This window comes from Pararhizobium sp. LjRoot255, assembly GCF_964252905.1.
Lineage (GTDB): Bacteria > Pseudomonadota > Alphaproteobacteria > Rhizobiales > Rhizobiaceae > Pararhizobium.
On the sequence record NZ_CAXUPQ020000001.1, the window covers coordinates 3,583,584 to 3,606,156 of the forward strand.

Consider the following 22,573-nt stretch of genomic DNA (forward strand, 5'->3'; position numbering starts at 1 on the left):
CAAGAATCGGATGGCTCAGACGCCGACATTCGGCCGGTCGATTATTTCGCGCAGCGAGAAGCTGGAATTGATCTTGACGACATGCGGCAGCGCGGACAGCCAGTCCCGATGAATGCGCTCGTAGTCTTCGAGATCTTTTGCCGCGACGCGCAGGATATAGTCGTATTCACCCGACATCAGATAGCAGACCAGCACATTCGGGCAGAGCTTCACCGCAGCCTCGAATTCGGCCAGCGTCTTTGCGAACTGGCCCGACAGTGAGATGTGGACGATCACCATGATGCGGTAGTCGAGCGCCTTGTGCGACAGGCGCGCGTGGTAGCCGCTGATGACGCCGGATTTCTCAAGGATATCGACTCGGCGCGAGCAGGCGGAGGCGGACAGGCCCACCTTCTCGGCAAGTTCGGCATTGGCGATCCGGCCGTTCTGCTGGAGAATCCGCAGGATCGCAGCATCAATTGCATCTATCGACATTCGTCGAATTTCCTTCGAAGTTTCGTGTTTCTACGCAAGAATATTCGAAATATTACGCTAAACGTCGGCAACTTTGCAAGGACATGCGACCTGCTTTCTGTTTCTCTACACGGGTTAGAAACTGCAACGGCCAAGGCCGAAATGAGAGGAACGCGAAATGCGTGTCGGTTGCCCGAAGGAAATCAAAAATCATGAATACCGTGTCGGCCTGACACCCGGATCGGTGAGGGAATATGTGGCGCATGGCCACGAGGTGATCATCGAAACCAAGGCTGGCGCGGGGATTGGCGCGGAAGACGATGCCTACCGCGCAGCGGGCGCGAAGATCGTGGCTACGGCCAAGGACATCTTTGAAAAATCCGACATGATCGTCAAGGTCAAGGAACCACAGCCCTCCGAGTGGGCACAGCTTCGCGATGGTCAGATCCTCTACACCTATCTGCATCTCGCTCCGGACCCTGAACAGACCAAGGGGCTGCTGAATTCCGGTGTGACGGCCATTGCCTATGAGACGGTCACCGACGAGCGCGGCGGGCTGCCGCTACTGGCGCCGATGTCGGAAGTCGCAGGACGCCTGGCGATCCAGGCCGGCGCGACGTCGCTGCAAAAGGCCAATGGCGGTCGCGGCATCCTGCTCGGCGGCGTGCCGGGCGTACTGCCGGCCAAGGTCACGGTGATCGGCGGTGGCGTCGTCGGTCTGCACGCGGCCCGCATGGCTGTGGGGCTTGGTGCCGATGTCAGTATCCTCGATCGCTCCATTCCGCGTCTGCGGCAGCTCGATGATCTCTTTGCCGGCCGCGTCCACACGCGCTTTTCGACCATCGATGCGCTGGAAGAGGAAGTCTTCTCTGCCGACCTCGTGATCGGCGCGGTGCTCATTCCGGGTGCGGCTGCACCCAAGCTCGTCACACGCGAAATGCTGTCAGGCATGAAGAAGGGCGCCGTTATCGTCGATGTCGCCATCGACCAGGGCGGCTGTTTCGAGACATCGCATGCGACCACGCATTCGGACCCGACTTATGAAGTCGATGGCATTGTGCATTACTGCGTCGCCAACATGCCGGGTGCCGTTCCGATCACTTCGGCCCAGGCATTGAACAATGCGACCCTGTTCTACGGCCTGCAGCTTGCTGACCGCGGCCTGAAGGCGGTTGCCGAGGACCGGCATCTGCGTGCGGGCCTGAATATCCACAAGGGCCGCGTCACCAACAAGGCGGTTGCCGAGGCGCTCGGTTACGAAAACCACGCGCCGGAAGCTGTGCTGAAGATCGCGTGATCGCCGCAGAGGCAATGAATGTAGCGGGGCCGGCGATTCCGGCCCCGTTTTTCATGCGCGCTCGATGCGGCACTGGTAGCAGTTGTTGCGGGCAGAGCGCACATGCACATAGGCGATCTCGGGGCGCTCGAGCAGTTGGGCGGCTCGGGCATCGAGCTCGGTGACCGGCGTCACCGCGCCGCTGCCATAGACGATGCGATCGTCGGCACCATAGCCGCGCAACAGATAATCCTTGCTCGTCGTCAGGATCGGTGGAACGGCCTTGCCGCCCGCATAGGCTTCGCATTCCTCCGCGTGCAGGAAGATCGGGCCGGTTTCCGCATAGGGTTGCAACGCCGGGAAGGGCCGGTACGCAAGGATGAGGTAGGGATCGCCGGCAGCGATGTTTGCGAGGCAATGGCGGCAGGGCATGCCATCGCCATCGGAGACGTGCAGCTCGGGCGTGAGGCCATAGGCATCCGGTTCGCGGCGGCGGTAGCGCGCTGCGAGATCGCTCGGCATCGGCTTGTAGCGCAGGGTCATCGGGTTTCCTCCGGTTTTCATGGAGGACAGAAATGCCATGCGTTGAGAGCGGGCGACACCCGATTCGTGCCGGATCGGCCTACTGCATAATTCCTTAAATCGGAATCGATTTAAGGAATTATGCAGCAGTTTCAAAGTAGTACAGCGTCCTTTGCGCGTCAGGTTTGACGCGCGGCGCTGTAGTCAGAGGCTGCGTGCGAGCGCCAGCAGTTCCTCGTCACTCAGCGGCTGCACGGTCGCGTCATGAGTCGAGACCGGAGAGAAGCCGAAGCGCTGGTAGAGCTGCAGCGCGCGAGGATGGTCGAGGGTGTTGGTCGAGACACGGACGACCTTCGGATTGGAACCCCAAGCCGCGTAAAGCGTCTGCAGCAGGAACCACTTTCCGAGCCCGAGACCAAGCGCGCGTTCGAACATGCCGAAATGCGAGAGTTCGACATTGTCCTCGTCGACCTGCAGGAGCTCGAAAAATCCGGCGGGCGCGCCGTTGACGTAGAGAACGGTGACGGAGTTGCGCTTGTCGTGCAAAATAGCGGCCAACTCCGTATCGCTCAGCCGTAAACGATCAACCCAGCTCCAGCGTCGCCCGACCTGCAGATAGAGAAAGCGGTAGAACGGCAACGGGATCTCCGGCACGCGCATGATCGCGGTCTGGATGTTGACCGGTACGGGCAGGCTCTGCTTCGGCGCTGCCGTCATTTCCAACTCGGTGACGCGCACCGCGAGCGGCTCCATGCCTTTTTCCTCGATCATTCCGATCACTCTTTTCCCGTCACCACCGGCGTGTCCGCCCGGCTGCCCCATTCGGACCAGGAGCCATCATAAAGCTTATTGTCCGTGTGGCCCAATGATTGCAGCGCGAGCATGATGATCGCCGCGGTGACGCCCGAACCGCAAGTGGCAACGACAGGTTTTTCAAGATCGATGCCGGCCGATTCGATGGTTTCCCTGAGCGCATCCAGCGATTTGAGCTTGCCACCGGTGGAAAAGACACCGGAGGGGAGGCTCCTGGCACCCGGCATATGGCCGGAGCGCATGCCGGGCCTTGGCTCGGCTTCATCGCCGGTAAAGCGGGCAGCACCGCGCGCATCGGCGATCTGGCGATTGCCGGTAGCGACGATGTCGATCATCTCGGCAAAGGACGTGACGGCCCCGGCGTTGAACTGGGGATGGAACTGGACCGCAACAGGCGCCGGGACATCCGCCGTCACCAGCCGGCCTTCCGCCTTCCAGCCGTCCATGCCCCCATCCAGCACGAAGACAGATCTCGCCCCCATGGTGCGCAGCAGCCACCAGACTCGCGGTGCCGTGAAAATGCCCGGACCGTCATAGACGACGATGGTGTCTGCCTCGCTGATGCCGAGCTTGCCGACGGCATCGGCGAAGGCGGCGGGCGAGGGGATGGTGTGCGGCAAGCCGCTCGTCAGGTCGGCAATCACATCCTGATCGTAAAACACGGCGCCCGGAATATGCGCGGCGGCATATTCCGCCTTCGGATCGCGCTTCTGTGCCGGCAGATACCAGGAGGCATCGAGGATCTTGATCGTCGGATCGTTCAGCCGTTGTTCCAGCCAATCGGCGGAAACGACAAAGGCGCTCTTCTGTTCACTCATTGCTCTATTCTCCGGTCAAAGGGCGGAAGCGGTTTCCGGCGTGCCGAACCGGATGCGGAAGCGGCGGTTTTCCCTGCCCTTCTTCTCGATCTTGGCGATGAAGATGGCGCCGACTTCCTGGGTTTCCGATACGTGCGTGCCGCCGCAGGGCTGGCTGTCCACCGAGGACTTCTCACCGATGCAGACGAGGCTGACGCGGCCGAGCCCCATCGGCGGGCGGACATTCTTCGACTTGACGATGTCGGGATTGGCGGCAAGGTCCGCGTCGGTGATCCATTGCAGGTAGACGGGGTGGTTTTCGTTGACAAGCTTCATCAGTGCCGACGTCACCTCATCCTTGTCGATGGTTTCGCTCATGTCGAAATCGACGCGGCTTTCCTCCTCGCCGACGGCAGCGCCGGTGATCGGGAACTGGCAGACGACAGACAGCAGATGACAGGCCGTATGCATGCGCATCAGTCTGTAACGGCGCGGCCAGTCGATGTGCAGCACCAGCTTTTCGCCGACCAGCGGAACCGGCTGGTCGACCACGGGAACGTGGACGATGATGTCCTTGGTATCGCCGTTGCGTGTCGTGGCGATGTCGATGCGGCCGCCGTCGGCGCGCTCGAAAAAGCCGTTGTCGCCGGGCTGGCCGCCCGACGTCGCGTAGAAACAGGTCTGATCGAGCTCGATGCCGCCGTCTTCCCGAATTCCCGTGACGATTGCTTCCGTGGTTGAAAGGTAGAAATCATCGCGAAATAGGGCGGTCGTTGTCATGAGATACTTATCCGGCGGGTTCGTATGGCACCGTTATCGCGGAATTTCTGGTCAGCCAGGCCGGAACGGGCAGGCCCTTGGACTTCAGAAATCCCGGATTGAACAGTTTCGACTGATAGCGGTTACCATAGTCGCAGAGGATCGTCACGATGGTATGTCCAGGTCCCAGATCTTTTGCCAGGCGGATGGCGCCGGCAATGTTGATGCCGGTGGAGCCGCCGACGCAGATGCCTTCCTTTTCAATAAGATCGAACACCAGCGGAACCGCTTCCGTATCCGGAATCTGGTAAGCGAAATCCGGCGTGAACCCTTCAAGGTTTGCGGTGATGCGGCCCTGGCCGATGCCTTCGGTAATCGAACCGCCGGAGGCTTTCAGCTCACCGTTGGTGTAATAATTGTAGAGCGCCGCACCCTCCGGATCGGCGATACCGATCTTGACGTTCGGGTTCTTCGCCTTCAGGCCGAGCGACACGCCTGCGAGCGTTCCGCCGGAACCGACAGCGCAGATGAAGCCATCGACCTTGCCGTCCGTGTCGCGCCAGATTTCTGGCGCGGTCGTCTCCACATGCGCGTCGCGGTTGGCGACATTGTCGAACTGGTTGGCCCAGATCGCACCGTTCGGCTCGATCTTTGCAAGTTCCGCGGCAAGGCGGCCGGAGAGCCTGACGTAGTTGTTGGGGTTCTTATAGGGCACGGCCGGGACTTCAACGAGCTCGGCGCCGAGAAGCCTGATCGCGTCCTTCTTTTCCTGGCTCTGGGTTTCCGGAATGACGATGACGGTGCGATAACCGAGCGCCTGCGCAACCACCGCGAGGCCGATACCGGTGTTGCCGGCGGTGCCTTCGACAATCACGCCACCTGGCTTCAATTGCCCGGACCGTTCCGCCTGACGGATGATGGACAGCGCCGCCCGATCCTTGACCGACTGGCCCGGATTGAGAAATTCGGCCTTGCCGAGAATGGTGCAGCCGGTTGCCTCGGACGCGCCTTTGAGGCGGATCAGCGGCGTATTGCCGATGGCATCGAGAACGGAGGGCAGAACGGACATGAGCGAACCTCTTGGCTGCGGGATATTGCATCAGGCGGTCGCCTGACGCAGATGATGATTTTAACAGGACATGTCCGAACCGCATCAACCGTTTTCGGCCTTCACGATCCAACATACCGGAATCTTAACGTCTTTTCAGCTTCAGCGCGGAGCGAAGCAAGAAAAAGTGTTTCATCTGGATGCCGCGGCGGGCAAAAATTGACCCACGGCCCAGAACACCGCTTCTAAAGCCGATGATCCGTTTCTTGACCCGGCACTTGGGCGACACGGTTCCGGGGCACGACAGGTTCGGAAATCAATGGCTGCTTGCTGCTTGCCGTCGAATGGCCCGAATGCGGGAACAAACTCCGTTTCAATGCGTATTGTTTTGTGATCCCGGACTTCGGGGTGGCGCAGCCTGAAGCAGCGAAAGGAAAACCCATGACCAACTTTGTCGCACATCCGCAGCATGGTTTGGCCTGGGTCACGGGGGCAAGCTCCGGCATTGGCCGGGCCTTGGCACTGCGTCTGGCAAGGGACGGCTTCGACGTGGCGGTCACGGCCCGGGACCACGAAAAGCTGGTTCAGCTGCAACACGAAGCACCGGGACCGGGCAAGATCATCGTGCTGGACGGCGACGTCACCGATCCGCGGGATATGGAGCGCGTTCTCGCGGCCATCGAATATGAACACGGCGCGATGGCGCTCGCCGTGCTCAACGCCGGCGTCTCCATCCCGGTGCATGGCGAGGATATGCACCGAGAGGATTTCGAGAAGACATTTGCGGTGAACCTGCACGGGACGGTCAACTGCCTCTTGCCGGCCGTGCGCCACATGCAGGCGAGGGGGCACGGGCAGATCGCCATCGTCTCCTGCGTTTCGGGCTATGGCGGCCTGCCGACGAGCGCTGCCTATGGCGCGACGAAGGCGGCACTGATCAATATGGCCGAAAGCCTGAAATTTGACCTCGACAAGACTGGCATCCGCCTGCAGATCATCAATCCAGGTTTTGTCGATACGGCGTCTGCGGCTAGGAACACATTTTCGATGCCGGCCTTGATCAGCCCCGAAGAGGCGGCTGAAGGCATCGCCAGAGGCCTGAAATCAAGCGGTTTCGAGATCACCTTTCCAAAGCGCTTCACCTATATGGCGAAACTGCTCAAGCTCCTGCCTTATGGGCTTTATTTCTGGCTGCTGAACAGGCTGACGGGATGGAAGGACCGGCCGCTTGTAACGCAGCGTCACGCCGCGGAGACGATGGCGCGCGACCCTCAGGCCGTGTGAAGCACGACAACCGCGCCGAAGACGAGGACCAGTCCGACCCAGCCGATCGGCTTCAGTTTCTGGCGGAAGAGGATGCGGCCGGAAATGGCCGTGCCGAAAATCCCGGTTGCGCCGAGGATGGCGTAGGCGATTGCCAGTTCCATGCCTTTGACCGCTTCCACCAACAGAGCAAAGGCTGCGAGCACGAGCAGGATCGACAGGGCGCCCCAGCCGCGGCGGGCAAACCCGTTCGACTTGGTGGAAGCCAGATTGGCAGCAACATCCAGCACCCCCGCCAGAACCGCAAACAGGAAATAAACGTTAGACGCGGTCATCGGCCACTTCCAATCCCTCTTCCTCGTGAACTTCGCCGGCGTTGACGAGAATGATGCCACCGACCGCCATCATCAGGCCGATCATCTCCTGATTGCTCAGCACGTGATCGAAGACGAAAACCGAAACCAGCGTGATCAGCGCAATGCCGGAGCCTTCCCAGATCGCGTAGGCGACGCCAACCGCGATTTTCTTCACCGCCTTGGCGAGGAAGACATAGGAGAGGGCGATGGAGATATACATCACCGCATAGCCCCAGGTGCCGCCGCCGGAGGAGGCTGCCTTCATCACCGTCAGGCCGATAACTTCAGTGGTAATGGCGAGCGCCAGAAAAACCCATGCAAGGCGCACATCATCCCCTTGGAATGTTCGATTGAAGACGTTGGGGCTTGCATAAGCTCGCCGACAGCGTCGGTAAAGCTGTGGCGATGACTTTATTGCGGGGCGGGTGGTTGAAACATTCGGGCGGCCGGTCCCGGACTGCGTGCTCAGGGCGACACCCTCATTCATACACGATCTGTCTAACGTCGATGTTTCTGGCCCGGAAACCGGCCTCGCAATAGAACAGATAGAATTCCCAGAGGCGCTTGAAGCGGGTATCGAAGCCAAGCGGCTCGACCTTGTCCCAGATGTTCCAGAAGCGCTGGCGCCATTCGGCCAGCGTGCGCGCGTAATCGAGGCCGAAGCCAAAATCGCCGCTCATCTTCAATCCGACACTGCGGCCGAGATCGATCAAGTGTTCGCGCGTCGGCAGCATGCCGCCTGGAAAGACATATTTCTGGATGAAATCCGGGTTGGCGCGATATTCCCGATAAGCTTCGGGTTTGATGGTGATGATCTGCAGGCCGGCCTTGCCCCCTTGTTTCAGGCAACGCTGCAACTGCGAGAAATAGGCGGGCCAATATTTCTCGCCGACGGCCTCGAACATCTCGATGGAGACGATCCGGTCATAACGTCCAGTCTCGTCGCGATAGTCCTGGAACTTGATCTCGACCTTGTCGGACAGCCCCGCCTTCGTCATGCGCTGGTTGGCAAAAGCGAGTTGTTCGCGGCTGATTGTGAGACCGGTTACCTTGCAGCCGATCTCGCCGGCTGCATATTCGGCGAAACCGCCCCAGCCGCAGCCGATCTCAAGGACATGATGACCGGCCTGGATTCCTGCAGCGTCGGCGAGAGCCCGGTATTTGGCACGCTGCGCCGACTGCAGATCATTCGCCCCGGTCGAATAGAGCGCCGAGGAATAGGTCATGGTCGGGTCCAGCCACTCCTTGTAGAAGGCGTTGCCGAGGTCGTAATGGGCGGAGATGTTCCGCTTCGAGCCCATCTTCGTGTTGGCATTCATCCAGTGGCGGAGTTTTTCGGCCAGACGCAGCACGCCGCGGGCGCCATTGGAGAAATTGCGGCCAACCTCGGCGTTGACGAGGAAGAGTTCGAGGAAGGCGCCGACATCCGGGCTGTCCCAATCGCCATCCACGTAGCTTTCGGCAACGGCTATGGTGCCGCCGGTCAGGGCCCGTTGCGGCATTTTCCAGTTGTGGAGGGTGACGGAGGCAACTGGGCCGTGCACCTTGCCCTTGACGACCACCTTGCGGCTATCCGGCAATGTCAGTTTCAGGCAGCCGGCCTGCATGTGAACGAGGCCGCGCAGCACCATTTGCACCTTGGCGGGCAGATCCTTGATGATACGGGACAGATTTTCAACGGAAAGGCGCTCGCCATCCTTCGGCTCGCAATAACAGGTCTCTGCTGTGCTCATACGACAGATCCTCGCAAATCATTGCTCTCGGCACAAAATAACCTCATTCTGCCGGGCCGCCAACGTTGATTTCACGAGAAAATCCGGCCCGTCACCGCGGCCTTCCTCCTGACACGCCCGGGTCGCGCGCTTTAATCGTCAGATGCGGGCGCAAATTTTCATGGGGCATCCGCGTAGCGGAAACCATCCGCCAATGGGCCACAAATCTGACCCAATTCAACCGATCAGCTCTTCTGAAAGGCAAGATGAGCACCCAACCCGATCAGCATCGCGCCGCCGGCACGCTGCATGAGGCGTTGCGCCTGGCTCGAGCGGCGCAGCCGGTCGATCACGGCGCCGGCCAGAAGCACACAGACGATATCGGCGGACGAAAACATCAGATTGACGATCGTCCCCAGAATGGCAAGCTGCAGCCAGACGGGGAAGGCGCCGGAAACATCAGCGAATTGCGGCAGGAAGGCTACGAAGAAGATCGCGGTCTTGGGATTGAGAACCTCGACGGTGACGCTTTCGAAAAAGGCGCGCCGGGCGGATTTCGGCTCGATGCCGGGCAGGGCGACATCCCCATTCTTGCCGGCGCCGAACAGCGAGATGCCAAGCCAGACAAGATAGGCTGCCCCGGCAAATTTCACGGCGATATAAAGCACCGGCACGGCGTGAAACAGGATCGACAAGCCTGCGGCCGCCGCAAAAACATGGACATAGCCGCCGAGATGAATGCCCAATGCGGCCATCAGCCCCGACCACCGGCCGCGCGCGATCGTCTGGGCCGCGGCATAAAGCATGGCAGGCCCCGGGATATAGGCGAAGACCGCGGTGGTGGCGAGAAAGGCGATCAGCAGTTCGGTCGATGGCATTGTCGGCTCCGGGTGCGGCAGGGGGGTGGACGTTCTTCTGTACAACGGAATTGACGGATTGTCGCCCCAGCTGATCGCAAGGTTGCCGGGCGCGTCAAGCCCAGTGGGAGCTCAAAACCGAAAGCGCAGGAGCCAGCCGATTCTCCCGAGGACCGGAGCTGCCGCGAAGGCGTAAATCGCCAGACGCGCCGCCCAGGATAGCCTGGCGATCTGTCTCGGATCGTAAGCTTCCGGATCATAGGCCGGCACTTCAGTCAGCAGTTTCAGCCGCGGAACCTCAGTTTCGAGTTCACGCGGATCGTTTATCGCCCAACGCAGCCTGGCTCCGGTCACACGAACCGAAGGCTGCCAGCTGATGAGTGCCAGGCCGAGCCGGCTATAGCCATCAAAGACCAGCTCGCCGCATTGGAGATGCGCCGTCAGCCGCCGCAGCAGCTTCGTGACCTCGTCCGCCGGCAAGTAGGGAAAAAGCCCCTCGGCGACGATGATCGTCGGACGGTCGACCGGCACGTCTGCGACCCAATTCGGGTCCGTCACGGACGAGCCGATCAGGCTATAACCGTCGCGCCGCGGATAGAGCTTGCGGCGCAGCGCGATAACCTCGGGATAGTCCAGGTCGAACCAGCGGATGTTCGACGCCGGATCGACGCGGAATATGCGACTGTCCAGCCCGCAGCCGAGATGCAGTACGGTTGCTTCGCGATGGCGTCCGATGAAGTCACGCGTCCAGCCGTCGAGAATATGGGCGCGCATCGCCACGCCGATCATCAGGTCGCGATCGATCATCAGCCGCGAAAAATCATAGTCGATCCGGCTGACGGCCTCGGCGGCGAAACGATCCCGCAGAAGGGAATCCGGCAGGCGGCTTTCCCCGGCCTTCGCGTAAAGCGTGATGAGGAGGGTTTCCTTCTCCCTTGTCAGTGACACTTTTTCGGCCGTCATGGTGAACCCGTGGAGTGAGGGCCGCGCACCAAGTTGGCCGCAGCGCACGCATCCTCGAACGCGGCGACAGGCCGCTGCAATGCGCCGAACTGTACCGCAGAGTATAGGCGACAACGCAGTTGTGAGTAAGGTCAGGCGACCGGGGAGCAGGCGGGCCGGTCTCACCGCACTGAAAAAAATGCAAAGAAAAAGGGCCGCACCATAAGTGCAGCCCTTTGAAACTGGCTCCCCGGGCCGGATTCGAACCGGCGACCTGTCGATTAACAGTCGAATGCTCTACCGCTGAGCTACCAGGGATCATCTGCGCGCTGCAGAAGTGAGGCTGCTAATACAAATGCTTTTCCGATTTGCCAAGCAGTTTTTCAAAAAAAGTGCACAATCTTGTCTGACTGTGGAGAACTCCCCATCTGGGAAGGCAGCGCACTGGAAGAGCCGCAGGCAAATCCGCTCTATGGTGCACGGCATCGAGAGTAAGGCAGTTAAGTTTATGACAGAAGCGCAGAAAACGAAAAAATTCGGTATCGATGCGAGCAGACATGAACTCATTGTCGGGGCGTGGCGTCTGCCCCTGCCTCAGTCGCGGACCTTGCGTATCACCCTTGGCGCCGCGCTGCTCTTTGGCGGTATCCTCGGCTTCCTGCCGGTTCTGGGCTTTTGGATGGTGCCGCTGGGCCTGATCGTGCTGTCGCATGACCTCGCCTTCGTCCGGCGGCAGCGCCGCAAACTTTCCGTCTGGTGGGCGCGCAAGCGGCAGACGCCGTAAAATCGGCGCCAATCTGCAAGGGCCCGGCTGCAAGGGCCGGGCGTCGTCGGAGGCCTTCATTCGATGAGGCGCCAATGGCCCTAGCCACCGGAACCGGTTTGCGGGGTCGGATTCTTGTCAACCGGCGCCGGCTGCATCTGTTCCCCGGTCGCCGGAGTATTGTCGACGGTGCCCTGATCGGTGTCCTTGGCCGCCGGCGTGGTTTCCTGAATCTGTGTCGCCGCATCATTGTCGGTGCTTTCGCCGAATATCTCTGCCCCCGCCCAGGCAATGAGGGCAAGCACCAGGCTCGCGATGAGAACCATCAGCACAGGGCGGCCAAGCCGTCCTTGCCGGGCTTCGGCACCGCTGATCTTCACCCTCCGGTTCGTGTCTTCGGGCGAAACCTTGTTACCACGTCCATGGACGACCATCCCTGCCTCCTGGCCGCAGGCCGTGCCGCCGCCACAGGTTTCAACATGAGCGGAAAACGGCCTGACGGGGCAAATGTTCCGTTGCAGCAAAGGCGGACATCGGCGGTGAGAGCGCTGAATGCCGGTTTTCGGCGCCGCAAGCCCAAAAACTCGCACCTTGAAAAGGTTCAACGAATTATGGGACTTGCGGAACACATATGGAACATATAGTGTTCGTTCTTGATTTGTTTCTCGATTCCGGAGTGATCTTTCATGCTGACCCGCAAGCAACAGGAACTGCTTCTGTTCATTCACGAAAGAATGAAGGAATCGGGCGTGCCGCCGTCCTTCGATGAGATGAAGGATGCGCTGGACCTCGCGTCGAAATCCGGCATTCATCGGCTGATCACGGCGCTCGAGGAGCGGGGCTTCATCCGGCGTCTGCCGAACCGGGCACGCGCGCTTGAAGTTATCAGGCTGCCGGAGGCCTATTCCATGAGCCTGCAGCCCAAGCGCGGCTTTTCGCCGAGCGTCATCCAGGGCAGCCGCGGCGCTCCGCCGGCGCCAGTCGCCGCCAAACCGGTCGCGGCCAGCAATGAGAACAGCTCCGTCTCCATCCCCGTCATGGGGCGAATCGCAGCCGGTGTGCCGATCTCGGCGATCCAGAACAATACGCACGATATTTCTGTACCGCTCGAGATGGTTGGGACCGGCGAACATTATGCACTGGAAGTCCGCGGCGATTCGATGATCGAGGCCGGCATTCTCGACGGCGACACCGTCATCATACGCAATACCAACAGCGCTAGCCCTGGAGAGATCGTCGTCGCCCTGGTGGACGACGAGGAGGCAACGCTGAAGCGGTTTCGCCGCAAGGGCGCATCGATCGCGCTCGAGGCTGCCAACCCCGCCTACGAAACCCGGATTTTTGGTCCCGACCGGGTCAAGATCCAAGGCAAGCTCGTGGGCCTGATCCGACGTTACCATTGAGCGGCAAACCTGTATCCGCGCGCCGGGGGATGCAGGCGGCTGATTTTCTTTGAAAATTGACGTCAGCGGGGCCCTGACAATAATCGCCTGCGGTTTGGCATCAGCGATCTGCGGTATTTTCCTCGCGACGCGGACCGGCAACGGTGGGAGACAGGTTTCTCCCATGAGAAAAAACTGGAATTCGGCCAAGGCGTCTTGCACTGGATCGGAAATCGGTCTAAACGCCCGTCACACGATTAAGAGATGATCGTTACGAGGCCTCGTGGCGGAGTGGTGACGCAGAGGACTGCAAATCCTTGTACCCCGGTTCAATTCCGGGCGAGGCCTCCAAAATTTTCCACAATATTCGCAATTGGATAGGGTCGCCGCTTCAACCATGTTGGCAACCGTGTTCCATCACGCCGCCATGAACGGATATCGGCGTGATGTTTACGCCGACCGGCGGCCGACAACGCGTGTCCCGCCGCGTTGAAAGAGCAATTCCGACGTTTCGCGAAACCGGTAAAAACGTTCCAAATCCACCGCGGCGGCAACGCGCTGGCGATGACGATGCACTCCGGTTGAAAATCCGAATCAATGGCGACGAAACGCAGGAGAATTTAGCATTGCGGAATGCGGCCGGCGATCAATGATAGTAGAAGCATTCGCAATCGACCTGGCTGTCATCCGGCGCATTCCAGACGCGGACTGCCAGTTTCCTGGCCGTGCCGGTCTCATCCAGCCGGAGGCCCAAAAGCGACACGGCCGCGAGTTTTGGATTGACCGCATCGATCTCGACCGTCGAGCCGACTTGATGGACGCCCTCTTTGGGCGTCCAGGTGAAAAACTGCACACTGTAATGCATGGTGCTCTCCTTCACCGCGGATGCGTCAAATCCAGGTCCCAGACGGTACTGGACGATCCGGCAGGCAAACAGAAACGGCTCGCAACAACCGATGTGGTCTGCCTCCAGATGGAACCTAGCACGATTTGACGATCGAGTGAATCGTTATCGCGTGACTCCGGTCAGAAAGTCCCGCTCCAGCTCTCAAACTTCGCGCTGCCGGACCACTCGCGCGGGTTAGTTCCCGCGGAACAGCAGGATGACGGTGATGAAAAAGAGGGAATCGCTGGTTCATATCGAGATTTCGTGGTTGCGGCGGAAGACGTGTCTGGCGGTTGTCGTTGGGGCAGCCAGATGCTCCAGGCATCCCACCCTGTCATGCCGCATGAAGGGATGCATGTATCTCACGCAGGATCAAACCGAGCGGCAAATAATAGCACCGGCGTTCGCGCGCTGACTGGGTGTCGTGCCCGTCAGCATTTTCATGAACTTACCCCCCATTGGGAAAGCCTGACGCAGGAACGTCCAGCAATTCTGCGTACAAGATTAATTGGGTGCCGAGTTCCTTCGCGTCCGCTGCAGACATTGCTGCTTGAATCTGATGCGGCGGACGATCTGTTGACTGATACACATCCCACTCATGCTGCGAAAGCGCATAGCCGAGCCGCAGAACGACGGCGCCGTGCAGCGGCATAGACGTAACGCCCCATTCCACGAGCGTTTGGATTTTGAGCTGTTCGTTATTGTCAAATTCCCAATTTGCGTTGTCAGTTGATCCCACGACGCAGATCCTCCCATGCAAAGATAGGCGCGCCCTACGTCCGATAATGTATATTCAAATATTCTAACATTCATGCACACTAAAGACGTATTCCCACGCATCCCTAAGGTCATTTGAATGTCGCTCAGATTCGGTGCTCAGGAGCCGTCAGACAAGGGGTCACAGCAGGCACATGCCGATGACACATGCCGTGTCGGCCATCAGGGCATTGAGGAGCACAAGAGCTGCTCATCGCCTTTGATGTATGCCGGGCTGTACACGTCCGCCGCTGCCATGGCCGGAACCGAGGACATCAGCGCGAGAATCACCCCAATCATGAGTTTTGCCGGGACAGGCCGTTACCTATGTCTCCGGGTCAGACAATTGGGAAATCTGGCGGAAGAGGTGGGATTCGAACCCACGGTACGGTTTCCCGCACGCCGGTTTTCAAGACCGGTTCCTTAAACCACTCGGACACTCTTCCATCTAATTGAAAAGGTTCGTCTTTCCGGTTTATCCGGAAGGTTTGAAATCAGCGTTTGCTACCGATTTGCTACCTTTTCACTCGATGGCTGGCTTTTTACCAGCTTTGATCGCCGCGTCAACTTGCTCTGCAGCATTTGCCTGCATTGCCGGCATGGCATGGGAATAGAGTTCAAGTGTAATCCCTATCGTAGAATGACCAAGGCGCTCACTGGCGATCTTCGGGTGCACGAAGCTGTCTTGCATGCGAGTGACGGAGGTCATGGAAGCGGATAACGCCCTGCTTCAACGCAATTTGCTGCGGTTAGCACATAACTGAATCAACAACATGCGACATAGCGATACTGCGTTGCATGAAGCGGGGCGCTGCGTGGCTGCCCTCAGGCACGGGATCCGCATTCACCGTGTGTCAATTGACGAGTGCAAGCCGACGCGATCAAAAGGGTTTTTGAGCTGGCCGCCGCGCACCTGCAAGGCCCCCACGGACAAGGAAGTCGCGATTATCGTTGCGGCCATGCGTCGATATTTCGATGCACCCGATGCGCCAACGACCAGGCTTCCAGTGAAGCCGAACCCGAACCTGGACGTGCCCGCTGGTGCCGAGGAGGGATACCGATTTTGGCCCATTGCGGCCCCATATCCCTACGATCCGCAAGGACCGCAACGGATGGTTTTCTGCCCTCCGTCTCGCCGATCGGACCGAGCAAGACGCGCCACAACCGGCGGACCTTGCGACGCCGGGAAGGTCAAGTCTCGAGGAGACGCTGGCAGAGGAACATCCCTGCGCTAGTCGACGAGGTGAGGGCGGTAGAAGTTGACGATCCGGGTGCGGGCGCGAGGCCTGCTACCCGGGCTTGTGACAAAGTCGATCGAGCGCCTCGCGAAGCGCGGTTGCGGCCTGGTTGCGTTCGTCGAAAGACATCAGCTCGGGTTCAGCCTCCAGCTTGAGATGCGGCAGCTCGGTTCGAACGGCGCTGCGGGCGGCGACTAGATTGGCCTTCAGATCGAGGACGCGAAAGGTGGTGACGGGATAAGCGATGCCCCTGATCTGGACGTGCCCCAGCTCCACGCAGGCGATCGTGTCCTTCACTTGCGCAAACGTCTCATAAGAAATGAGCACGGCGCCCGGCGGCGCCTCCTGTTCGAGGCGCGAGGCGAGGTTCACGGCGCCGCCGATGATCGTGTAGTCCATCCGATCCTCACTGCCAAAGTTGCCGACAGTGCAGTAGTCGGTGTGGATGCCGATGCGGCATCGCAGCGGTGCTTCAATTCCGATGTCGCGCCAGATTTCGGCAAGTTCGCTCATCCGCTCCTGCATGGCGAGAGCCATCTGCACGCAGGCGAGCGCGTCCTCCCTGACGCCGCGGGTCTCGGGATCGCCGAAAAACATCAGGATCGCGTCGCCGACATACTTGTCGATCGTGGCGCCGTGTTCCAAAGCAATCTTCGACATTTCCGTCAGATAGTGATTGATGAGCTGGGTGAGATCCTCGGACTCCATCTTGTCGGTGGTCTCGGTAAAGCCGGCAATATCGGAAAAGCATATTGTCAGCTTCTTCCGCTGGCTGGCAATCCTGACGTCCTGACGGCCGGTGAATATCGAGTTGTATACTTGCGGCGCCAGATACTTCGCCAGCTTGCTCGAGAGCGCCTCGAGCGCTGCGGATTTCTCGGCGAGATTCTGTTCCCGTTGCTTCAGCTCCGTGATGTCCGAATAGACGGCGACTGTGCCGCCGCCGGTGATCCGCCGCTCGCTTATCAGAACCCACCGCCCGTCGCCTCGCCGCTGCACCCACGGTTCGCCGGGATTGCGGTGCCGGGAGAGGCGCTCGGCGACCCATTCCTCGAACCGACCCTCAGCATCCCTGATGTAGCCGCGCTCGGCGGATCGGCGAATGATGTACTCGAATGTCGTGCCGGGCGTCAGTTCGATCGCAAGGTCGCTATAAAGCAGCTCGCGGTACCGGCTGTTGCTGAGGACGAGCCGGTCCTCCTTGTCGTAGAGAGCAAACCCCTCGGAGATGCTCTCGATGGCATCGACGAGCCGTTGGCGCGCCTCGGCAACCTCGCGCAGGTTTTTTTCCTCGACCTCGACTGCGGTGTCCCGGAACAGCCTGAGCGCCTCGGCCATGCGGCCGATTTCGTCACGGCCCGCGGCAGGCAGCGGCGCACGAAGATTGCCGCCGGCGATTGCGAACATGCCTTGGCTCACCGCTCCCAGACGCGCGAGAAGGCTACGGTCGACATAGAGCCAGACAATCAGAACCGAGCTCAAGAGGCTGAGAAAGGCGGAGCCAAGGACAACTCCCGTGCCGTAGCGCTGGACGACCGCGGCTTCGAGACCGGACGCGGCGATCTCGCGATCTGCCGTGGCGACCAGGTGATCGACGGCAGCGGTGAGATTGCGGGACAGCCGATTGTTTTCGGCCAGAAGCTTTTCGCCCTCAGCCAGGACGGCAAACTCGTCCTGTCGCGCCTTTGGGATGCTGTTGTCACCATCGATCAACGCCTTGAACTCGCCCACCCGCAGTTGAAAGCGGGTCCGTAGCTTCTCGTCGATCTCGGTTGAAACCGTTTCGAGGACGGCGAGCGACCGGCGCAGCGGAAAGAGCATCAACGCAAGATCGCCTGGCGTCGGTGCGTTCGCCAACTTGACCAGAGCGTCGTTGACGGCGGATATCTCCTGGTGTGCCCTCTGCTGGGGGATGTAGGCCGTAATCGCCTCGACCAGGTTGGCAGTCGCCGCCGCGCGTCGGTCTGGGGCGAGCGACGCGTCGACCGCGACCGTCCTCGATTGCGCAAGTTTGGAATTCATCACCAAGATGCCAGCCGCCAGGAGGCGCTGACCTGCAATTGTCGTAGCCGATAAGCGGCGTAACAACTCCTCCTTGCGCGCGACCACGGTGAGGCGGGTGGCGACAAGGTCGTCGAGTGCGTCGAGGTTGCGCCGCAGACCAAGCACCGCCGCCTCGATCTCGGCCGCCGCCGCCGTGCCAAGCGTGGCGCCCTTGAGCGCGGCAAGCAGTTCTTCGAGGCGCGTCATCTCGACCGCGATCGCAGCCGAGACCTCGTTGTGTCGTGCCTTGCTCGTCGAAGTCAGTACAGACGGCGCAGTTGCCGCGACCCGCTCGGCCTGGCGCGACAGCTGGAGGGACGCCAGCGCCGACGGCACCCGACCCCTGGTTATGCCGTCGACGACCTCTCCTACCTGGAGGAAGGCATAAAGAGCAGCTGCCGTCGCGAGCACCGCGAAGGTGCTGATGCCGAAGAAAGCCAGCAACAGGCGGCCACGTATACCTAGACGTTCAAGCATCGCAGCGACGCTTAATCTGAACGATCGCGCTGACTTGATCTGCATAAGATGCCTCAAGCGACGCGTGTGGCGTGCTTCTCCTATTCAACCGGCACATACTCTCCACCCCGCCAGACGTACCACACCCAGCTTTGGTTCGTGAGGTCGCCCTTGTCGTCGAAATCGACCGGGCCGAGCACAGTGTCGAACTCCTGTCCGCGCAGTGTCGTGATGACCGCCGGCAGCTCGAGCGAGGCTGCCTTCTCGACCGCCTGCGCCCAGAGCTGGACGGCAGCGTAGCTCAGCAGTGTGTAACCTGCGGGCTCGAAGTTTTCGGCACGGAACCGCTCCACGACCGGGGCAGCTTCGGGGTTTCGCCGTGGGTCCGCGGAGAACGTAAAGCGGGTCCCCTCGGCGGCGGGACCGGCGATTAGGGCAAACTCCTCGGTCGCCAGGGCGTCGCCCGAGATGACCTGAAGCGTGTAGCCGCGGTCGCGTGCAGCGCGAGCGATCAGCGCAACCTCGGCATGATACCCGCCGACATACAACGCGGCGATGCTAGCGGCCTGTAACGCAGCGATCTCCGCCGAATAGTCGTTCTTAGCAGGGGTGTATGCGTCGTAGACAGATTCGGTCACCCCCCGCCTGTTCAACTGCTTTCTGGTCTCGTCGGCGAGCCCCTTACCATAGATCGTGCCGTCGTGAAGGATCGCGATTTTCTTGTCGCCCCATTCATCGGCCAGGTAGTTGCCGGCCACGATCCCCTGCGTATCGTCGCGACCTATGACCCGAAAAACGTTGTCACGGCCCTGTTCGGTCAACAGCGGATTGGTCGATCCTGGTGAAATTTGCAGAACGGCCGCCGCCTCGTACACCTTGGATGCCGGGATCGAGGCCCCGGAGCAGTAATGTCCGACGACGAACACCACTCCGTCAGCCACCAGCTTCTGGGCTACTGCCACGGCCTGTTCGGGCTCACAGAAATCGTCGACGTTGATGAGCCGCACCTGCTGGCCAAGGACCCCGCCCGAGGCATTGATGTCGGCTACGGCCATCTCTGCCCCACGCTGCCCCTGCTCGCCGATCCAGGCGAGCCGTCCGGTCATCGCGGCCGAAACCCCGATCACTACCTCCGCCTGCGCGGGGCAGATGATCAGGGCCGCGAGCGCTGCGATAGTAATGGTGACCACGCGGTGCATGACTACATCCTAACCTTTAGCTTACGCTAATCCAGCCGGCGCCGACAGTCCTTTCCGCAAGCGCGGATACCTCGCCTGGTTCTGCTGCGCACCCGGCTCGTTTCTGCGCGAGCGACCCAGGGACGAGCATTCTGTCTCTTGGGAAGCTTTATTTTCGCGCTTCACCAAGGACTGACGCCAGCGGAACAAAACCGGCAACTCCCCCGTTTTCTGAGCGTATGGAGGAGTTGCAGCAATGGTGCTCAGGGTTCTTCCGATGCTTTGCTTGCTCGGGCTGACGACCGTCTCGCCGGCAGAAGCGGCGTTGAGGACGCCGGACGCCTATGCGGCCGAGGTTGTCGACATCGGATTGAGCGGCGCCGAAGACACCAAGCGCCAGATCTGCGTGCCACCGGACCGGCACTATATTTTCGCCTTTATTCGCGACGCCAATGGAACGATTATCGGCATCCAGTACATCGTCATCAAATATGGATGTTGAAAACTCGCCTTTCCGCGTCAAACGGCCGTTTTTCAACCTCGTACGGCATCGTATAGAGCGCTTTGGCTACCTGGCTTAACAGGAAATATTAATCTTTTATAAACCATAATTACAATTGTTCCATTCCGGCACGGTTAACCATTCGCAATTTCGCCACGTTGTTGTCATGATTAATCGACTGTTACGTTTCGTGACGCCGGTTCTTTCGCGCTGGGGCATGCGCGAGAGGGTACCGAATACGGCTTTTACGAATTGCGATTGTGGGACACATGACATCCAATCAGACTGCGGCTTTTCTCTTCCAGGGATTGCGTGTTGCCGCCATCCCGATGCTTTGCGTCGCGCTGACGGCGTGCGGATCGACGGGCAGCGTCAAGAAAAACAAGACACGCAGCAAGGAATATTTTGCCGAGTCGATCTATGGCGTGAAGGCCAGCCCGCGTGTTGCCGAGGGTCGGAACATCCCGAAGGGTGGTGGCCGCTATCAGGTCGGCAAGCCATACCAGGTGAAAGGCAAGTGGTATCAGCCGAGAGAAGATTTCGGTTACAACAAGACCGGTATGTCCTCCTGGTACGGCTCGGCGTTTCACGGCCGCCTGACCGCGAACGGCGAAGTCTACGACAAGTATCACCTGTCGGCCGCCCACCCGACGTTCCCGCTGCCGAGCTATGCCCGCGTCACGAACCTTGAGAACGGTTCTTCGGTGGTGGTGCGCGTCAACGATCGCGGCCCCTATGAATTGGGCCGGATTATCGACGTGTCGTCCAAGACTGCCGAATTCCTCGACATGAAGCGCAAGGGCAGCGCCAAGGTGCGGGTCCAGTACATCGGCAAGGCGCCGCTCGAGGGCAACGACATGCCCTATCTGATGGCATCCTATGTCAAGAAGGGTGATCGCTCGCCGAGCGCGTTCCCCGAAGGACAGATCGCAACCGGCGTGATGGTCGCCTCGAACGAGCCGTTGCGCAAGCAGGCCGGCAGCCTCGGCACGCTGACAATTCCTTCGAAGTCGAACATGGAAATGGGCGTGCCTGTCACCGCGCTTGCCGAAACCGAAACGCCGTCGGCCTCGTCGCCAGCGCTCGACGCGTTTGTCATGCTGCCGGAAATCGGACCGATCCCGACCGAGCGGCCGGAGTTCATTCCCCTGCCTGATGGCAACATGGCGTATGCGGCGGCTTACGTCGAAGCACGGGTCAGCACGTCCGAAACGGCTTTCGATGCCATCCTGGTCGACCAGAACCCGCTGACGCCAAATTCCATCGTCAAATATGCAAAACGCCACAGCGTCCTGCGCTGATCCGAGATGCGACGATTGATCCCCGGTGGGCCGGCTGCTATGGCCGGAGAGGAACCGGAGTTTGGAATGCGCGCACGGCTGTTCTCGGTCTTCATTTTCGTTGCTTTCCTCATCTGTGCACCCGCGCAGGCCGAGGCCTTTGAAACCAAAGCCAAGCAGGCCTATCTGATCGATGCCGAAACCGGTACGGTTCTCTTTGCCAAGGATGAAAATGCTCCGGTGCCGCCGGCATCGCTTGCAAAGCTGATGGCGGCAGAGGTCGTCTTCGATGCCATCCGCAAAAACGCGCTGACGCTCGATACTGAATTTCCAGTCTCGGAACACGCCTGGCGGACCGGTGGCGCACCATCCGGCACCTCGACGATGTTCGCCGCTCTGAAGTCGCGCGTCCGCGTTGCCGATCTCCTCCAGGGCGTGACCGTCCAGTTCGCCAATGACGCCTGCATCATCCTGGCAGAAGGGATGACCGGCAGCGAGGACGCCTTTGCCAGTCGCATGACGGAACGGGCCCGTGAACTGGGAATGACCGCCTCGGTTTTCCACAATGCGACCGGACTTCCCGATCCACAGAATAAGGTGACAATGCGCGACATGGCGATGCTCGCCCGGCACATCCACGCTCGCTACCCTGAATTCTTCCGCTATTATTCGCAGGCCGAATTCGAGTGGAACGAGATCCTCCAGCGGAACCGCAATCCGCTTGTCGCGGCCAATATCGGCGTCGACGGTTTCGTGACCGGGTTCGCCGAGGGGTTTGGTTACTCGATGGTGGCGACCATGCAGCGAAACGACCGACGTGTCTTTCTTTCCATCGGCGGGCTGGCAAGCGACAAGGAGCGGGTCGAGGAGACGCGCCGGGTGCTCGACTGGTCGATGACCGCCTTTGAAAAGAAGCGGTTGTTCGCGGCTGGCGAGGCCGTCGGCGAAGCCGCCGTCTATGGCGGAGCGCAATCGCATGTCACTTTGGTCACGCGCGATGCCGTCGATGTCCTCGTCCCCGTCAACAATCCTGAGCGCCTGTCGGCCAGGGTGATCTATCGCTGGCCGCTGAATGTCCCGCTGGAGGCCGGTCGCCACGCAGGCAGTTTGAAGATCTGGAACGGCACGCGGCTGTTGCGCGAGGTTCCGGTCGAAACTGCGGCAGCCGTCGGGCAGGGCTCGCTGGCAAGCCGGGCGGCTGACGCGCTGCAGGAACTGTTGTTTTTCTGGTTATGAGGAAATGACGGCATCGACGGTTTCGCCGTCCGGGACAATCCGCTAAACAGAATTT

Annotated in this window: 25 protein-coding genes and 3 tRNA genes; 9 read left to right on the forward strand and 19 right to left on the reverse strand. The window is 60.3% G+C overall.

The window, feature by feature from the left end; all coding sequences use genetic code 11:
• Positions 1 to 15: 15 nt before the first annotated feature.
• Positions 16 to 474: an Lrp/AsnC family transcriptional regulator gene (locus tag ACSQ2W_RS17170; RefSeq protein WP_436081371.1), complete on the reverse strand. Its 459-nt coding sequence runs from the start codon at positions 472 to 474 to the stop codon at positions 16 to 18.
• A 157-nt stretch (positions 475 to 631) separates the two neighbouring features.
• Between ACSQ2W_RS17170 and ald the strand changes: the two genes are divergently transcribed.
• Entirely contained in the window at positions 632 to 1,750 is a 1,119-nt protein-coding gene (gene ald / locus ACSQ2W_RS17175) for an alanine dehydrogenase (protein ID WP_436087342.1), read from the forward strand.
• Positions 1,751 to 1,801: 51 nt separating this feature from the next.
• Here ald and ACSQ2W_RS17180 read toward each other — a convergent pair whose 3' ends face one another.
• The 5 genes from ACSQ2W_RS17180 to ACSQ2W_RS17200 all read right to left on the reverse strand — a co-directional run bounded on the left by ACSQ2W_RS17180 (position 1,802) and on the right by ACSQ2W_RS17200 (position 5,689).
• Entirely contained in the window at positions 1,802 to 2,272 is a 471-nt protein-coding gene (locus tag ACSQ2W_RS17180; protein ID WP_436087343.1) for a DUF1203 domain-containing protein, read from the reverse strand.
• A 183-nt stretch (positions 2,273 to 2,455) separates the two neighbouring features.
• Positions 2,456 to 3,022 (reverse strand): GNAT family N-acetyltransferase, encoded by a 567-nt coding sequence (locus tag ACSQ2W_RS17185; protein WP_436087344.1) that lies wholly within the window; start codon positions 3,020 to 3,022, stop codon positions 2,456 to 2,458.
• 5 nt (positions 3,023 to 3,027) lie between these two features.
• Positions 3,028 to 3,882, reverse strand: a complete 855-nt coding sequence (gene sseA / locus ACSQ2W_RS17190) for a 3-mercaptopyruvate sulfurtransferase (RefSeq protein ID WP_436087345.1) — start codon at positions 3,880 to 3,882, stop codon at positions 3,028 to 3,030.
• Positions 3,883 to 3,897: 15 nt separating this feature from the next.
• Complete coding sequence (locus ACSQ2W_RS17195; protein WP_436087346.1) at positions 3,898 to 4,641, reverse strand: alanyl-tRNA editing protein; 744 nt, start codon at positions 4,639 to 4,641, stop codon at positions 3,898 to 3,900.
• 7 nt (positions 4,642 to 4,648) lie between these two features.
• A complete protein-coding gene (locus ACSQ2W_RS17200) occupies positions 4,649 to 5,689 on the reverse strand; it encodes a cysteine synthase A (protein ID WP_436087347.1) in 1,041 nt (346 codons plus the stop codon).
• 420 nt (positions 5,690 to 6,109) lie between these two features.
• On the opposite strand from ACSQ2W_RS17200, the gene ACSQ2W_RS17205 reads away from it, so the two are divergent.
• On the forward strand, positions 6,110 to 6,952 hold the full coding sequence (locus ACSQ2W_RS17205) for an SDR family NAD(P)-dependent oxidoreductase (RefSeq protein ID WP_436087348.1): 843 nt from the start codon (positions 6,110 to 6,112) through the stop codon (positions 6,950 to 6,952).
• On the opposite strand, the gene ACSQ2W_RS17210 is transcribed toward ACSQ2W_RS17205, so the two are convergent.
• From ACSQ2W_RS17210 to ACSQ2W_RS17235, 6 genes are all read right to left on the reverse strand, one after another.
• On the reverse strand, positions 6,940 to 7,266 hold the full coding sequence (locus ACSQ2W_RS17210; RefSeq protein WP_436087349.1) for an SMR family transporter: 327 nt from the start codon (positions 7,264 to 7,266) through the stop codon (positions 6,940 to 6,942). The genes ACSQ2W_RS17205 and ACSQ2W_RS17210 overlap by 13 nt on opposite strands.
• On the reverse strand, positions 7,253 to 7,615 hold the full coding sequence (locus tag ACSQ2W_RS17215; RefSeq protein WP_436087350.1) for an SMR family transporter: 363 nt from the start codon (positions 7,613 to 7,615) through the stop codon (positions 7,253 to 7,255). The genes ACSQ2W_RS17210 and ACSQ2W_RS17215 overlap by 14 nt, the downstream gene beginning before the upstream one ends.
• Before the next feature lie 151 nt (positions 7,616 to 7,766).
• Positions 7,767 to 9,020 carry a class I SAM-dependent methyltransferase gene (locus tag ACSQ2W_RS17220; protein ID WP_436087351.1) on the reverse strand — a complete coding sequence of 418 codons (1,254 nt, stop codon included), beginning with the start codon at positions 9,018 to 9,020 and terminating at the stop codon, positions 7,767 to 7,769.
• Between the two features lie 224 nt (positions 9,021 to 9,244).
• Positions 9,245 to 9,877: a LysE family translocator gene (locus ACSQ2W_RS17225; protein WP_436087352.1), complete on the reverse strand. Its 633-nt coding sequence runs from the start codon at positions 9,875 to 9,877 to the stop codon at positions 9,245 to 9,247.
• Between the two features lie 111 nt (positions 9,878 to 9,988).
• Positions 9,989 to 10,819 carry a class I SAM-dependent methyltransferase gene (locus ACSQ2W_RS17230; protein WP_436087353.1) on the reverse strand — a complete coding sequence of 277 codons (831 nt, stop codon included), beginning with the start codon at positions 10,817 to 10,819 and terminating at the stop codon, positions 9,989 to 9,991.
• A 222-nt stretch (positions 10,820 to 11,041) separates the two neighbouring features.
• A tRNA-Asn gene (locus tag ACSQ2W_RS17235) sits at positions 11,042 to 11,116 on the reverse strand.
• 190 nt (positions 11,117 to 11,306) lie between these two features.
• On the opposite strand from ACSQ2W_RS17235, the gene ACSQ2W_RS17240 reads away from it, so the two are divergent.
• Positions 11,307 to 11,582: a hypothetical protein gene (locus ACSQ2W_RS17240; protein WP_436087818.1), complete on the forward strand. Its 276-nt coding sequence runs from the start codon at positions 11,307 to 11,309 to the stop codon at positions 11,580 to 11,582.
• A gap of 80 nt (positions 11,583 to 11,662) precedes the next feature.
• Here the strand turns inward: ACSQ2W_RS17240 and ACSQ2W_RS17245 are convergent, their stop codons facing one another.
• Positions 11,663 to 11,995 (reverse strand): hypothetical protein, encoded by a 333-nt coding sequence (locus ACSQ2W_RS17245; protein WP_436087354.1) that lies wholly within the window; start codon positions 11,993 to 11,995, stop codon positions 11,663 to 11,665.
• 252 nt (positions 11,996 to 12,247) lie between these two features.
• Here ACSQ2W_RS17245 and lexA point away from each other — a divergent pair, with 252 nt between their 5' ends.
• The 3 genes from lexA (at position 12,248) to ACSQ2W_RS17260 (ending at position 13,596) form a co-directional block, all read left to right on the forward strand.
• Positions 12,248 to 12,964 carry a transcriptional repressor LexA gene (gene lexA, locus ACSQ2W_RS17250; RefSeq protein WP_436087355.1) on the forward strand — a complete coding sequence of 239 codons (717 nt, stop codon included), beginning with the start codon at positions 12,248 to 12,250 and terminating at the stop codon, positions 12,962 to 12,964.
• Between the two features lie 256 nt (positions 12,965 to 13,220).
• Positions 13,221 to 13,294: transfer RNA gene (locus ACSQ2W_RS17255), tRNA-Cys, on the forward strand.
• A 95-nt stretch (positions 13,295 to 13,389) separates the two neighbouring features.
• Positions 13,390 to 13,596 (forward strand): hypothetical protein, encoded by a 207-nt coding sequence (locus ACSQ2W_RS17260; RefSeq protein WP_436087356.1) that lies wholly within the window; start codon positions 13,390 to 13,392, stop codon positions 13,594 to 13,596.
• Here ACSQ2W_RS17260 and ACSQ2W_RS17265 read toward each other — a convergent pair.
• The 6 genes from ACSQ2W_RS17265 to ACSQ2W_RS17290 form a co-directional block, all read right to left on the reverse strand.
• The gene (locus tag ACSQ2W_RS17265; RefSeq protein WP_436087357.1) at positions 13,590 to 13,808 is read right to left on the reverse strand and encodes a hypothetical protein; all 219 of its coding nucleotides are present in this window, start codon (positions 13,806 to 13,808) and stop codon (positions 13,590 to 13,592) included. The genes ACSQ2W_RS17260 and ACSQ2W_RS17265 overlap by 7 nt on opposite strands.
• Before the next feature lie 469 nt (positions 13,809 to 14,277).
• Positions 14,278 to 14,568: a hypothetical protein gene (locus tag ACSQ2W_RS17270; protein WP_436087358.1), complete on the reverse strand. Its 291-nt coding sequence runs from the start codon at positions 14,566 to 14,568 to the stop codon at positions 14,278 to 14,280.
• Between the two features lie 373 nt (positions 14,569 to 14,941).
• Positions 14,942 to 15,031 (reverse strand) — tRNA-Ser (locus ACSQ2W_RS17275).
• A 77-nt stretch (positions 15,032 to 15,108) separates the two neighbouring features.
• Positions 15,109 to 15,261, reverse strand: a complete 153-nt coding sequence (locus tag ACSQ2W_RS17280) for a hypothetical protein (protein ID WP_436087359.1) — start codon at positions 15,259 to 15,261, stop codon at positions 15,109 to 15,111.
• Between the two features lie 613 nt (positions 15,262 to 15,874).
• Entirely contained in the window at positions 15,875 to 18,343 is a 2,469-nt protein-coding gene (locus ACSQ2W_RS17285; RefSeq protein ID WP_436087360.1) for a PAS-domain containing protein, read from the reverse strand.
• 80 nt (positions 18,344 to 18,423) lie between these two features.
• Entirely contained in the window at positions 18,424 to 19,521 is a 1,098-nt protein-coding gene (locus ACSQ2W_RS17290; RefSeq protein ID WP_436087361.1) for a branched-chain amino acid ABC transporter substrate-binding protein, read from the reverse strand.
• 235 nt (positions 19,522 to 19,756) lie between these two features.
• On the opposite strand from ACSQ2W_RS17290, the gene ACSQ2W_RS17295 reads away from it, so the two are divergent.
• The 3 genes from ACSQ2W_RS17295 (at position 19,757) to ACSQ2W_RS17305 (ending at position 22,518) form a co-directional block, all read left to right on the forward strand.
• Positions 19,757 to 20,002: a hypothetical protein gene (locus tag ACSQ2W_RS17295; RefSeq protein ID WP_436087362.1), complete on the forward strand. Its 246-nt coding sequence runs from the start codon at positions 19,757 to 19,759 to the stop codon at positions 20,000 to 20,002.
• A gap of 269 nt (positions 20,003 to 20,271) precedes the next feature.
• Positions 20,272 to 21,303: a septal ring lytic transglycosylase RlpA family protein gene (locus ACSQ2W_RS17300; RefSeq protein ID WP_436087363.1), complete on the forward strand. Its 1,032-nt coding sequence runs from the start codon at positions 20,272 to 20,274 to the stop codon at positions 21,301 to 21,303.
• Between the two features lie 66 nt (positions 21,304 to 21,369).
• Positions 21,370 to 22,518: a D-alanyl-D-alanine carboxypeptidase family protein gene (locus ACSQ2W_RS17305; protein WP_436087364.1), complete on the forward strand. Its 1,149-nt coding sequence runs from the start codon at positions 21,370 to 21,372 to the stop codon at positions 22,516 to 22,518.
• The last annotated feature ends 55 nt before the right edge of the window (positions 22,519 to 22,573 follow it).

Coding starts and splice junctions, on each gene's coding strand:
- ACSQ2W_RS17170 (WP_436081371.1), bottom strand. CDS start 474: ATGTCGATAGATGCAATTGATGCTGCGATCCTGCGGATTCTCCAGCAG.
- ald (WP_436087342.1), top strand. CDS start 632: ATGCGTGTCGGTTGCCCGAAGGAAATCAAAAATCATGAATACCGTGTC.
- ACSQ2W_RS17180 (WP_436087343.1), bottom strand. CDS start 2,272: ATGACCCTGCGCTACAAGCCGATGCCGAGCGATCTCGCAGCGCGCTAC.
- ACSQ2W_RS17185 (WP_436087344.1), bottom strand. CDS start 3,022: ATGATCGAGGAAAAAGGCATGGAGCCGCTCGCGGTGCGCGTCACCGAG.
- sseA (WP_436087345.1), bottom strand. CDS start 3,882: ATGAGTGAACAGAAGAGCGCCTTTGTCGTTTCCGCCGATTGGCTGGAA.
- ACSQ2W_RS17195 (WP_436087346.1), bottom strand. CDS start 4,641: ATGACAACGACCGCCCTATTTCGCGATGATTTCTACCTTTCAACCACG.
- ACSQ2W_RS17200 (WP_436087347.1), bottom strand. CDS start 5,689: ATGTCCGTTCTGCCCTCCGTTCTCGATGCCATCGGCAATACGCCGCTG.
- ACSQ2W_RS17205 (WP_436087348.1), top strand. CDS start 6,110: ATGACCAACTTTGTCGCACATCCGCAGCATGGTTTGGCCTGGGTCACG.
- ACSQ2W_RS17210 (WP_436087349.1), bottom strand. CDS start 7,266: ATGACCGCGTCTAACGTTTATTTCCTGTTTGCGGTTCTGGCGGGGGTG.
- ACSQ2W_RS17220 (WP_436087351.1), bottom strand. CDS start 9,020: ATGAGCACAGCAGAGACCTGTTATTGCGAGCCGAAGGATGGCGAGCGC.
- ACSQ2W_RS17225 (WP_436087352.1), bottom strand. CDS start 9,877: ATGCCATCGACCGAACTGCTGATCGCCTTTCTCGCCACCACCGCGGTC.
- ACSQ2W_RS17230 (WP_436087353.1), bottom strand. CDS start 10,819: ATGACGGCCGAAAAAGTGTCACTGACAAGGGAGAAGGAAACCCTCCTC.
- ACSQ2W_RS17240 (WP_436087818.1), top strand. CDS start 11,307: ATGACAGAAGCGCAGAAAACGAAAAAATTCGGTATCGATGCGAGCAGA.
- ACSQ2W_RS17245 (WP_436087354.1), bottom strand. CDS start 11,995: ATGGTCGTCCATGGACGTGGTAACAAGGTTTCGCCCGAAGACACGAAC.
- lexA (WP_436087355.1), top strand. CDS start 12,248: ATGCTGACCCGCAAGCAACAGGAACTGCTTCTGTTCATTCACGAAAGA.
- ACSQ2W_RS17260 (WP_436087356.1), top strand. CDS start 13,390: ATGTTTACGCCGACCGGCGGCCGACAACGCGTGTCCCGCCGCGTTGAA.
- ACSQ2W_RS17265 (WP_436087357.1), bottom strand. CDS start 13,808: ATGCATTACAGTGTGCAGTTTTTCACCTGGACGCCCAAAGAGGGCGTC.
- ACSQ2W_RS17285 (WP_436087360.1), bottom strand. CDS start 18,343: ATGCTTGAACGTCTAGGTATACGTGGCCGCCTGTTGCTGGCTTTCTTC.
- ACSQ2W_RS17290 (WP_436087361.1), bottom strand. CDS start 19,521: ATGCACCGCGTGGTCACCATTACTATCGCAGCGCTCGCGGCCCTGATC.
- ACSQ2W_RS17295 (WP_436087362.1), top strand. CDS start 19,757: ATGGTGCTCAGGGTTCTTCCGATGCTTTGCTTGCTCGGGCTGACGACC.
- ACSQ2W_RS17300 (WP_436087363.1), top strand. CDS start 20,272: ATGACATCCAATCAGACTGCGGCTTTTCTCTTCCAGGGATTGCGTGTT.
- ACSQ2W_RS17305 (WP_436087364.1), top strand. CDS start 21,370: ATGCGCGCACGGCTGTTCTCGGTCTTCATTTTCGTTGCTTTCCTCATC.